This is a genomic window from Kosakonia radicincitans DSM 16656, assembly GCF_000280495.2.
GTDB classification, from domain to species: Bacteria; Pseudomonadota; Gammaproteobacteria; order Enterobacterales; family Enterobacteriaceae; genus Kosakonia; species Kosakonia radicincitans.
Genome location: NZ_CP018016.1, coordinates 1,702,935 through 1,714,481, shown reverse-complemented (window position 1 = coordinate 1,714,481; position 11,547 = coordinate 1,702,935). Strand labels below are relative to the sequence as shown.

Sequence of the window (11,547 nt, the reverse complement as noted above, 5' to 3'; positions counted from 1 at the left end):
CCGTTACCCTTTCTTTCGGAATTACACCGACAGAGTTTCGACAACATTGATCCAGCCGTGATCGCTGGCCAGATCTTTACCTTCCAGCCAGCGGCGCAGGATATTGAGCGCCATCATCGCGCACACTTCCTGACGCACGACCAGACCATGGCGATTGGTATTGAATTTCACCCGCAGCGCCTGCGTCCCTTCCGGCGTGGCAAGCGCAAAGTTGAGGTGATCCTCTTCCAGGCCAGTGACGGTCAGCGCCAGCCCGGCGAGATGCCGGTTGCGCAGTTCGGTCGTCCAGCGCGCGCTTTGTGCCAGTTCTTCCGCCTGCGACGGCAACACTTCGCTGGCCAGCAGCGGCGCACCGGCCCGGGAAAGTTGCAGTGCGACCAGACCACCGGTGAACTGCTCGCTCAGGGTCAGGCTGAGCTGACGCTCGCGCAGCCGCGCGGCAAGCAGCGCCGGTAAGCCGACGGTGCCTTCAAAAATCAGGCTCTCACCGGCGACACGTTTCACTTGCGGCCACACGGCTTCCATCGCCGCGCGATGCTCCGCCGGACCGGTCAGTTTCAGTTCAATAATCGGCATTGATGAGCGGTAGCCCATCACCACGCCTTCAGGCAATTCGAGGTGCGCCAGGCTTTGCGCCAGATCGCTTTCCGAGCGACCAAAGGTGGTCAGACGCAGACAAATCGGCGGCTCTGGCAGAGTAAAACGCGCACGCAGACGCGGCAGGATTTCGTGCTCAACCATCACCCTGAACTCAGACGGCACGCCGGGGGTAAAGAACATCAGACAGCGGTTTAGCTGTATGGCAAAGCCGCACGCGGTGCCGACCGGGTTATCGACCAGTTCCGCGCTGGCCGGGATTTCCGCCTGTTTGCGGTTGCTGGGCGCCATCACGCGACCACGTTCACTGAAAAAACGCTCCATTTGCGCCAGCCAGGCTTCGTGCAACACCAGCCCTTCACCTTTGGCTGTCGCTGCCGCCAGCGCGCTCAGATCGTCGCTGGTTGGCCCAAGACCGCCGTTTACAATCAGCACATCCGCGTGTTCGCTGCGTTCACGCAGAATGGCAACCAGATCATTGAGATTATCGCCGACGGTGTTGCGGCGCGTTAACGGCAGTCCCTGATTAAAGAAAAAGTCCGCCAGCCATGCCGCATTGGTATCCACAATCTGACCATGCAGCACTTCATCGCCGGTGGACAGCATCTCCACGTTTAACATTGTTATCTCCAGCAATCGAGGTTGAAACACTATAACGCATGTGCGGGGTAAAAAAGGCAATAAACTGGCGCGGACGAACGCCGCGCCGGGGAATCAGAAGCTGGCACTTACGCCGACGTACGGGCCATCGGCCACGGCGTTATCACGATGACCTTCTTTACCGGTCATATCGATATAGCGATAACCGGCTTCAACGGTCAGCGGGCGCATAATGGTGTAACGCGCACCGGCGTTCGCTTCCTGATACTCTTTCACGCCGCTGGAGAGCGAATCCGGCGAGTAGTAATATTCGCCGAACAGGCTGAAGCTGCTGGCGATTTTCCATTGCAGGCCGCCGCCGACCGCGATGGCGTAACCATCGCTGCCGGAATCCGGGCTGATATAAAGGCCTTTACCGCCGACCGTTGCCAGGAACGGCCCCAGCGGAAGGTTATAGCCCAGACCCAGACCGGCGACTTCACCATCATCTTCGCTGTGCGCCCAGTTGCCGGTTACGGCAATACCGCTGGTTTCAGTGCCGAACCCAAAACCTAAGTTGCTGTAATCTTTACCAAGCTGACCATTCAAACTCACAGCCTGCGCGCCGGCAGATGCCAGCAGCAGACTGGCTAACCCTAACAAAGCCACTTTTTTCATTTTTGATATCCGCACATTTCAAGCCAATTTCCCAAAGCTGCTGATTATATGCCTATTTTTCTTTTCGCATAATGAATAAAAAAGGGATGATGCGCTAAGCCGCGCACTTTCTCTGTGCAGTAGTGTGCTATAACGTTGCGCAGACTTTTCTCATCATCAAGGAGGGACCAATGCGACAACGGACAATTGTCTGCCCGCTGATTCAAAATGATGGCGCGTACCTGTTATGCAAAATGGCCAATGACCGTGGCGTCTTTCCTGGCCAGTGGGCTTTGTCAGGCGGCGGTGTGGAACCGGGCGAACGGATTGAAGAAGCGCTGCGCAGAGAAATCCGCGAAGAGCTGGGCGATAAACTGGTATTAAGCCAGATAACGCCGTGGACCTTTCGCGATGATACGCGGATGAAAACCTACCCCGACGGCACGAAAGAGCCGATCTACATGATTTACCTGATCTTCGACTGCATCAGCGCCAACCGTGAAGTCAGCATCAATGACGAGTTTCAGGATTTTGCGTGGGTGATGCCTGCGGACCTGCACCATTACGATCTCAACGACGCCACCCGCAGGACATTAACCCTGAAAGGATTGCTGTAAACCCTCAATGGCTGGCCTGCTCAGCCACGTCAGCCGAAAGCCCGATCAGTTTTACCACATCGTCGGGCCTGAGCCCTTTCCCGGCAATACGTAACACTTCCTGCCGTATGCCCTGGTCCCTGAGAAACTGCGCAATGTTGATTATGCTGATCGCACCGTGCCATTAACGGCGGCATTCGCCCACTGAAGCACTGCGCGCCGCGAGATTTTGATCCCGCCATTTTTCAGCTCAGCAGGCATCGCCAGCCAGCGCAGCGGCTGCTGAAAACGAGCCAGTTTATCGCTCACCCACTCTGACAGCGCAGCCACATCAACGCTGCCTTCACACTCCACCACCGCCACCGGGCGCTGGCCGAACTCGGCATCATCAACCGGCACAACCATAACCTGCTGAACCTGTGGATGACGCGCGATCACGCGTTCCACCTCTTCCGGTTGAATCCCTTCCCCGCCGCTGAAGAAAAGATTATCCAGCCGGCCACGGATAGTGAGGCAACCGTCGTGAAGCATCCCGCGATCGCGAGTGGCAAACCAGCCTTCACTGTTCACCAGCGGCAGAAGCTCGCCGTTGCGCCAGTACCCTGACGCCATGCTCTCCGCCCGCAGCCAGACCTCTTCATCAACAATTTTCACTTCGCGCCCGGGTAGGGCGTAACCGACATCTGGCGCGCCGTCGGCTTCTTTGGCGCATACCGTCGAGGCAAACTCCGTCAGACCATAGCCGCAAAAACAGCGAATACCGCGTTCATGCGCCTGCTGCGTCAGCGCCACCGGAATCGCTGCGCCGCCGAGCAGGACCGCTTTCAACGATACCAACGCGTTGTCGTTGAGTAAGCGCCACAACTGCGTCGGCACCAGCGAAGCATGCGTGCAACCGACCAGCGCCTGTGCCAAAGGTAATGCAGGCTGTACGGCGATCCGCGCCCCGGCCAGCAGCCAGCGCCACAAAATCCCCTGCCCGGAGACGTGAAACAGCGGCAGCGACAGCAGCCAGTCATCATTCTCAGCATAGGGAATCAACGCCAGCACGCCCCCGGCGCTGGCGAGGTGAGCATGAAACGTGTGAACGGCCGCTTTCGGCAGGCCGGTGGAGCCGGAAGTCAAGGTCATCGACGCCAGACGCTGCGGGTGCCACGCCACGGCATGCTCGCCAGCGAGTTCATCAAGCGCCAGCGCCTCCAGAGCAGGCCAGCCGCCGCCAGTATCTAAATCCAACGCGAAGCGCAACGTCAGTTGCGGTAAGAGTGCATCCAGCAACACGGCGGGCAGTTGCGGGTTAACCGGCAGCACCCGCGCGCCACACTGCAACAGTGCCAGCCACGCCAGCAGCGTGTCCGGATGATTACGCGCCCGCAACATAACGCCATCACCGGCGTTCACCCCCTGCCGCGCAAAACCGCTGGCCAGCCCATCGATACGTGCGCACAGTTCACGCCAGTTCAGGGTCTGTTGTTCAAGGCGGGCCGCAATCTGATCGCCACGTACCTGCCGCCAGTGCCGCCAGGGCCAGTCCGTAAAGGTCATAGTAGTGGTTCCAGTACCTCTGTCTGTAAACAGGGTAAATCGCTCTCTGGCCAGCGGCGCAGGAGCTGGCACTGCATCAGTTGTAAGGTATCCAGCCCGGGAATGGTGCCAGGCGTCAGCCAGGCGGCAATACGCGCAAGCTGCGTCAGGCCAAGACTGGATTCAATAGACGAACTGATTACCACCGTCAGCCCGAGCGCTTTTGCTACCGCAACCTGCTGCTGCACCCGCTGCAAACTACCGGTCAGCGTGGGTTTGATCACTACCGCGCCCAATCCTTGCTGTGGCGTAAGCTGAAAGCCATCATCGCGCAGGCTTTCATCCCAGGCGATGGTTATTCCGCTTTCGCGGGCAAAGGCCAGCGACTCTGCGGGGGTTTTGCACGGCTCTTCGAGAAAGGCAATGCGTGAGCGGTATTCCGGGTTTACATATTTGGCAAACTGCTGCGCTTTCAGCGGTGTCCAGGCGCGATTGGCGTCCAGACGCAGGCGTAAATCGGGGATCGACTCCAGCAGCAGGTTAACCACCATGCCATCGCGCACCGCTTCGTATAACCCGACCTTCACTTTCGCCACTTTCTCACCCGGCAAAGCAGCCAGCGCAGCAAACAGCTCGTCCGGATCGCCACTGCATAGCATGGCGGCGCGATAGTCCGCCTGTTGTGGTAACTCGCCGTGCAGTTCCGCCAGCGCGCAGCTCAGACCAAATGCCACTGACGGCTGCTCGGGCAACGATAATGTTTTATCTTCACGCCAGCCGCGCAACCAGCTGATTGCCGCCTGTTGCGCCTCGTCCAGCGTTTCATGGCTAAAGCCCGGCAGCGGGGAGATCTCTCCCCATCCTTCGCGCCCGTCGGCCTGTAAATGGACAAACAAGCCGTCGCGGGTTTTCAGGCGCCGCTCACGCAGCACGACACCCGCATCGAGCGGAATTTGCCAGCGGTAAAGTTGCGCCTGTCGCATTATGGGTTCCGTTTGAATTTGCTGAAATCGGGCTGACGTTTCTGGTTAAAGGCGTTGCGCCCTTCCTGACCCTCTTCGGTCATGTAGAACAACATGGTGGCATTACCCGCCAGCTCTTGCAGACCCGCCTGGCCGTCGCAGTCAGCATTCAGCGCCGCTTTCAGGCAGCGCAGCGCCATCGGGCTGTTTTGCAGCATTTCACGGCACCAGCGCACGGTCTCTTTCTCCAGATCCGCCACCGGCACCACCGTGTTCACCAGCCCCATATCCAGCGCCTGTTGTGCGTCGTACTGACGGCAGAGGAACCAGATCTCGCGGGCTTTTTTCTGCCCGACGATGCGCGCCATATAAGACGCGCCCCAGCCGCCATCAAAGGAGCCGACTTTCGGGCCAGTCTGACCGAAAATGGCGTTCTCTGCCGCAATGGTCAGATCGCACATCATGTGCAACACATGGCCGCCGCCAATGGAATAGCCAGCCACCATCGCCACTACCGGTTTCGGGCAGGTGCGGATCTGGCGCTGGAAATCGAGCACGTTGAGATGGTGCACGCCGGAGTCATCCTGGTAGCCGCCGTAATCACCGCGCACTTTCTGATCGCCGCCCGAGCAAAATGCTTTGTCGCCTTCGCCGGTCAGAATGATAACGCCAACGCTGTCGTCATAACGCGCATCGGCCAGCGCCTGGATCATCTCTTTCACCGTCAGCGGACGGAATGCATTGCGCACCTGCGGACGGTTGATGGTGATTTTGGCAATCCCGTCGGCGGTCTTCTGGTAACGAATGTCGGTGTAGCCTTCGGAACAGTCACGCCACTCAACCGGCGCGTAAAGCATGGTTTCATCTGGATAGATCATAGTGTGTCCTTTATCTCAAGACGCAGAATTCGCGCCAGGATGTCAGCAACGGCCGCGGGGTTTTCCCGGTGCGCGTTGTGCCCGGCGGCAGGAATGGCGTGACAGTGGCCGGTGACTTGCGTCGCCAGCGCCTGAAACTTACTGTCGTATTCACCGTATAAATAATGAACAGGAATGGAAAGCGCCCGCAATGTGCTACGAAGATCGGGCTGCTGCGCCAGCGAGGTTGCTTCCAGCATGTCGGCAAGCATTGCGCCATTGTTCTGGCTGCGCAATGCGACCAGCGCCGCGCGCTGCGGCTCGCTGAGCGAGGCAAAAACCGGCTGCCGGTACCAGGCATCAAAGACGGCCTCAAGCGGCTGCTGACGAAAACGCGCCGCCCATTGTCTGTCCGATGCCAGACGTTCGCGGCGGCTGGTTGCATCAGTCAGCCCCGGATGCCCGCCTTCAATGACAACACCGCATAAACCGGCAGGATGCTGGCAAGCGTGGTACATCGAAATCCGCCCGCCCAGCGAATAACCTATCAGCCAGTAGTTTTGTATGTTGTAACGAATAAGCGTTGCCCGCAGTAGCGCGTCCATCTTATCGAACGAGGCCACAGAAAGGTCGTCGGAACCGCCATGCCCGGGCAGATCGAGCAAAAGCCGGGGGAACGCAGTCAGCGTTTCACTGACCGCTTGCCACTCGCGGTTATCGCCGGAAAAACCGTGCAAAAAGACCAGCCACGGCTGCGGCCTGTCGGCAGAGATAGCGCGCCCGTGCAGCGTCACAACTGGCTCACCTGCGCCAGCAGCGTTTGCAACGTCTGCGCACCATCCGTGTCGTTGACCACCAGTTCAATCAGTGTAGCACCCGGTTTGCACCAGGCGCCGGATAACGCCAATTCCAGCGCTTCCCAGTTTTCCGGACGATGGTAATCAAGACCGAACATTGCTGCCGCGTGGTCAAAATGCACGTTCTGCGGCATCAGATAGAACTGCTCGCGCTCGGCGGGTGGCGTCGGCAGCAGAGAAAAGATTTGCCCGCCGTTGTTGTTCACCACCAGCAGGACAAAAGGCGCAGAAACCTGACGCAGCAACGCCAGCGCATTCAGATCGTAGAGGGCAGAAAGATCGCCAACCATTGCCAACGTCGGGCGGGCGCTGGCGCGCTGCACGCCTGCTGAAGTCGATATCAAACCGTCGATGCCGCTGGCGCCACGGTTGCTGAAGACCGGATAACCCGCCGGGATCTGCCCGAACGCATCCACCAGCCGTACCACCAGGCTATTGCCGAGAAAAAGCTGCCCCTGTTCCGGTAAATAATCGGCAATGCGGTGCGCAAGCTGCGCTTCGCCAAAGGTTTCACGCTGCGACGCGACCCTGTCCCACGCCTGCGCGGAGAGCTGCGGTAGCGCCACACTCCAGGGCGCGCGCGGCTCCGCCGGATGTAACGCCAGCCAACCGTCGACGTCCGAAACCAGCCGACGTCCGCGATGGTGCGCCGGATCCAGCCGTCCCGGTAGATTATCAATCAGCCAGTATTCTTGCGGTTCGCAGGTTGCCTGCCACTGGAGTAGCCGTTTACCGGTCAGGCTGCTGCCAAACTGCAACACAATTTGTGCCTGGGCCAATTCTTCTGTCGCACGGCTGTTGCCGAGCCACAGATCGGCGCACGGCAACGGCTGGCCGGTCTGGGATAAAACATCGCCCATTAATGGCCAACCGAGCGTTTTCGCCCATTCAGCCAGCAGCTTGCCTTCGCTCGCACTCATGCGACCGGCCACAATAACGCCGCGTTTTTGCCGCCAGAAAAACCAGTCATGCTGCTTTTCGCTACTGACTTTGTTCGGTGTTTGCAGCCACGGTTTATCATCCTGCCACCAGTCGCCCAGTGCCAGTTGCCAGGCAAGACCGCTTTCATCCATTTCGCCATACAGAGGTTCAGCAAACGGACAGTTAATGTGTACCGCACCGCCATGCAACGAGCCGAGCACGTTATCAATAGCCGATACCAGCCAGCGGGCCGGGATATCCTGCGACGGGCGCGGCAACGCGAGAGATTCAGTGGGATGCGAGGCGAACATCCCCGGCTGGCGGATAGCCTGGTTTGCCCCACAATCAATCAGCTCAGGCGGACGATCGGCGGTGAGCAGCACCAGCTTTTCGCCGGTCAGACCGGCTTCGATCAGCGCGGGATAGAGATTTGCCACCGCCGTACCGGACGTCACGATAACCGCGACGGGCTCTTTGCTCGCTTTCGCCAGCCCCAGCGCAAGATGGCCTAAACCCCGCTCATCAAAGTGCGTATGGTGGATAAAAGCGCTATTTTCCGCTGCCGCCAGCGTTAAAGGGGTGGAACGCGATCCGGGGGCAATACAAACATGCCTGACGCCATGACGGGTAAGGGCCTCAAGGATCACCGTCGCCCAGCGTCGGTTAAATGAACTGATTGACATGAGTTTGTCCGGTATCAATATTGCTGTTCAGTATAAATAATCAGAAAAAATCGAATTTTGATATGAATCGGTTATGCGTGCGTAAGTTCTAATAAAGATCGCAGGCCCGCCGCTTTATTGTCGATTTCCTGCCACTCTTGCTCGGCGTCGGAGCCAGGCACAATGCCAGCTCCGGCGTACAGCCGAACGGTACTGCCGCTGACTTTTGCTGAGCGTAGCGCGACGCAGAATTCACTCTGCTGACGGGATAAATATCCCGCCGATCCGGCATACCATTCACGGGTGAACGGTTCGTTGCGCTGAATAAAGTCCCACGCTGAACGGCGCGGTAACCCGGCGACGGCGGCTGTCGGCTGTAACAGTTGCAGGCATAATGCGTCGTCGGGCGTTTGTAAATCGCTCCAGATACAACGCCGGAGGTGCTGAACATTGCGCAGCCTGACGATCTGCGGCGGCAGCACATCGAGCGCCGCCGTCTGCTGCTGCAAACGCTGGCAGATATCTTCCACCACCAGCATATTTTCCCGCTGATTTTTATCGTCGCCCATCAGCCAGTCGGCCAGGCGCTGCGCCTGCAGATCGTCATCATGACCGGCCACCGTTCCGGCCAGCGCTTCGGTACGCAGTGCATGACCGCGTCGCCGCCACAGGCGCTCCGGCGAAGATCCTAAAAAGGCATTCTGCGCGTCAAAGGCCATCATAAAGTGGAAACAGTGGTAATTAACGCGGCGGCTGGCAGCCATCAACGAAGCCGCATTCACGGCATTTGCATAGGAGTAATCGGTCGCCCTGGCGAGCACCACTTTATCCAGCTCAGCGCTTTCCAGCGTACCCAACGCCTGCGCAATCAGGCTTTTCCAGGCCTCACGCTCCGGGTAATGGCGCTGCGCAAGACATGGCTGCTGTTTCAGGTTGGCAAGTGGAGTGAAAGGCGAAAGTGCCTGCAAAAACTCAGCTGCGCGCTCAGCGTCGTCATGCAGTGAGGTCTCGCTGTAGAGGTAAAGCCGTAACATCGCTCGGCCACCTTCACGACGCCACTCAAGGCGTGGCAAAAACAGCGATCCCTGCGAAGGATCAAAGGCATTCAGCCCCCAGATACGAACATCCTCTGGCAAGGCGTGTAAAAATTGTTGGGCAAGAGGTAACGATGAGAAGTGGCATAGCGCGCCAAGCGCGGCCGTCTCCTCGTCCCCGCTACGCTGCTGCCAGTAAAATTGCGGCCAGACAGGCTGACTGGCGAGCCATGCCAGCGGATCGAAAGCGTCGTTTAACGGGAAAGGCGCATCAAAAAAGCAAAAACCAGGCGACCGGGGAAAACGATCGGTCAGGCAGCGATACAGGTCGCCAAGCGCAGAGGAAATGGAAAGCACGCGAGCCCCTCCCTGTTAAAAACCACATAGTATACGGGGTACTAAACGTAATAACAGTACCCCCTTCCAGGGAGGGGAAGTGAAGCGTTAGCGGCGGGCCAGTAGCAGGCCGAGCACCAGACCGACAGCAGCACCAGCGCCAATGCCCTGCCACGGTTTTTCATGAACATAATCGTCGGCGCGATACACCGCTTTTTTCGCCCGATAGTAGTAGGTATCCGACGCGCTGCTGACGCGGTTCTTCACGTCATGCAGCGCCTTCTCGGCGCGGGCTTTGAGTTCGATGTACTTCTGGTCTGCAGGGTCGCCCGAGGAGCGGAGGACTTCTTCCAGCGTTTCGCTCAGCAGGGTCAGGTCGTCATCAATATTTGAATCATAAGAGTGATATGACATCGTTTGTCTCCATGTTATGCACCTGTCCGCTAACTATAGACAAACACTGCGGGTTACGCCTGGTGGATCTCCCGCGCCATTCCGATGTGCGCAATGCCATCTTCATCATAGACATCCGTCACTGGCTGAAAGCCAAAGTGCGCATAAAAAGATTGCAGATGTGCCTGCGCACCCAGGTACAGCGCCTGCTGCGGCCAATGTTGCTCACAGGAGTTCACGGCGCGCTCCATCAACTGGTAGCCCAGTTTTTCCCCTCTGACCTGAGCGCTGACAATCACCCGGCCAATCACCACGGGCGACAGATCATCATCACTTTTCAGAATCCTCGCATACGCCACCAGCTGATTCTCTTTCCAGCCAAGAATATGCCGGTTTTCTCCTGTCAGGTCATCGCCATCCACGTCCAGATAAGGGCAGGTTTGCTCGACAACAAACACTTCACAGCGCAGCTTCAGTGCAGCGTAGAGTTCAGCAACGGTGAGTTCAGAATGGTGCAGGTCTTGCCAGCGGATCATCTCTTGCTCCTTATTTGTTATCATCCCGTTATACTCAATTTTTTGTGATTTGGGCAGAGCAAAACTGTGGAACTGATTTTCCTGGGCACCTCCGCCGGAGTCCCGACGCGCACGCGTAACGTAACGGCGATGCTGTTGAATTTACAGCACCCAACCCGCGCAGGGCTTTGGTTGTTTGATTGTGGTGAAGGCACGCAGCACCAGATGCTGCGTACGGCGTTCCACCCAGGCAAGCTGGACAAAATTTTTATCACTCATCTGCATGGCGATCACCTGTTTGGTTTGCCGGGGTTGCTGTGCAGCCGCTCGATGGCCGGGAATGTTCAGCCACTGGATATCTATGGCCCGCAAGGCATTCGCGAGTTTGTGGAAACAACTTTAAGGCTGAGCGGTTCATGGACCGACTACCCGCTGACCATCCATGAAGTCACTGCCGGGCTGGTGGTGGATGACGGTCTGCGCAAAGTGACGGCTTACCCGCTGGCGCACCCGGTGGAGTGCTACGGTTATCGTATTGAAGAGCATGATAAGCCCGGCGCACTGGACGCGGCCGCGCTAATCGCCGCAGGCGTAACGCCAGGGCCGCTGTTTCAGAAATTAAAAGCGGGTGAAACGGTAACGCTGGAAGATGGCCGCACGCTGTGCGGTGCGGATTACCTTGCCTCGGCAGAGCCAGGTAAAAAGCTGGCGATTTTTGGCGATACCTCTCCCTGCCCTGCATCGCTTGAACTGGCGCGCGGTGTGGATCTGCTGGTGCATGAAGCCACGCTGGAAAGCGCAATGGAGGAGAAAGCGAATAGCCGCGGTCACAGTTCAACGCGACAGGCCGCGCAACTGGCGCTGAACGCGGGCGCAGGCAGGCTGGTGATTACTCACCTCAGTTCACGCTATGACGATAAAGGTAGCCAGGCATTGCTGGCCGAATGCCAGGCGATCTTTGCGCAAACAACTATGGCTGAGGATTTTGCGTTGGTTCACATTTGATTTTAATTTAGGCACTCTATTTTTTTCACCGCATGCCGATAATAGATATACG

At 58.0% G+C, this 11,547-nt stretch carries 12 protein-coding genes; 2 read left to right on the top strand and 10 right to left on the bottom strand.

Going from position 1 to position 11,547, the window contains the following annotated elements:
• Positions 1-21 precede the first annotated feature (21 nt).
• Positions 22-1,218: a nicotinamide mononucleotide deamidase-related protein YfaY gene (locus Y71_RS08460; RefSeq protein ID WP_007371112.1), complete on the bottom strand. Its 1,197-nt coding sequence runs from the start codon at positions 1,216-1,218 to the stop codon at positions 22-24.
• Between the two features lie 93 nt (positions 1,219-1,311).
• Positions 1,312-1,854, bottom strand: coding sequence for a YfaZ family outer membrane protein (locus Y71_RS08455; protein WP_007371111.1), 543 nt, complete (start codon positions 1,852-1,854; stop codon positions 1,312-1,314).
• 170 nt (positions 1,855-2,024) lie between these two features.
• On the opposite strand from Y71_RS08455, the gene nudI reads away from it, so the two are divergent.
• Entirely contained in the window at positions 2,025-2,450 is a 426-nt protein-coding gene (gene nudI / locus Y71_RS08450) for a nucleoside triphosphatase NudI (RefSeq protein WP_007371110.1), read from the top strand.
• 141 nt (positions 2,451-2,591) lie between these two features.
• Here nudI and menE read toward each other — a convergent pair whose 3' ends face one another.
• The 8 genes from menE to Y71_RS08410 form a co-directional block, all read right to left on the bottom strand.
• Positions 2,592-3,974 carry an o-succinylbenzoate--CoA ligase gene (gene menE, locus Y71_RS08445; protein WP_007371109.1) on the bottom strand — a complete coding sequence of 461 codons (1,383 nt, stop codon included), beginning with the start codon at positions 3,972-3,974 and terminating at the stop codon, positions 2,592-2,594.
• Positions 3,971-4,936, bottom strand: a complete 966-nt coding sequence (gene menC / locus Y71_RS08440) for an o-succinylbenzoate synthase (RefSeq protein WP_007371108.1) — start codon at positions 4,934-4,936, stop codon at positions 3,971-3,973. The genes menE and menC overlap by 4 nt, the downstream gene beginning before the upstream one ends.
• A complete protein-coding gene (gene menB / locus Y71_RS08435; RefSeq protein ID WP_007371107.1) occupies positions 4,936-5,793 on the bottom strand; it encodes a 1,4-dihydroxy-2-naphthoyl-CoA synthase in 858 nt (285 codons plus the stop codon). Before menB ends, menC begins: the two co-directional genes overlap by 1 nt.
• Entirely contained in the window at positions 5,790-6,566 is a 777-nt protein-coding gene (menH, locus tag Y71_RS08430) for a 2-succinyl-6-hydroxy-2,4-cyclohexadiene-1-carboxylate synthase (protein ID WP_007371106.1), read from the bottom strand. The genes menB and menH overlap by 4 nt, the downstream gene beginning before the upstream one ends.
• Positions 6,563-8,233 carry a 2-succinyl-5-enolpyruvyl-6-hydroxy-3-cyclohexene-1-carboxylic-acid synthase gene (gene menD / locus Y71_RS08425; protein WP_007371105.1) on the bottom strand — a complete coding sequence of 557 codons (1,671 nt, stop codon included), beginning with the start codon at positions 8,231-8,233 and terminating at the stop codon, positions 6,563-6,565. Before menD ends, menH begins: the two co-directional genes overlap by 4 nt.
• A 71-nt stretch (positions 8,234-8,304) precedes the next feature.
• A complete protein-coding gene (menF, locus tag Y71_RS08420) occupies positions 8,305-9,603 on the bottom strand; it encodes an isochorismate synthase MenF (protein ID WP_007371104.1) in 1,299 nt (432 codons plus the stop codon).
• Between the two features lie 87 nt (positions 9,604-9,690).
• The gene (gene elaB, locus Y71_RS08415) at positions 9,691-9,996 is read right to left on the bottom strand and encodes a stress response protein ElaB (protein ID WP_007371103.1); all 306 of its coding nucleotides are present in this window, start codon (positions 9,994-9,996) and stop codon (positions 9,691-9,693) included.
• A 53-nt stretch (positions 9,997-10,049) separates the two neighbouring features.
• Entirely contained in the window at positions 10,050-10,511 is a 462-nt protein-coding gene (locus Y71_RS08410; RefSeq protein WP_007371102.1) for a GNAT family N-acetyltransferase, read from the bottom strand.
• A gap of 66 nt (positions 10,512-10,577) precedes the next feature.
• Here Y71_RS08410 and rbn point away from each other — a divergent pair, with 66 nt between their 5' ends.
• Positions 10,578-11,495 carry a ribonuclease BN gene (gene rbn, locus Y71_RS08405; protein WP_007371101.1) on the top strand — a complete coding sequence of 306 codons (918 nt, stop codon included), beginning with the start codon at positions 10,578-10,580 and terminating at the stop codon, positions 11,493-11,495.
• Positions 11,496-11,547 lie beyond the last annotated feature (52 nt).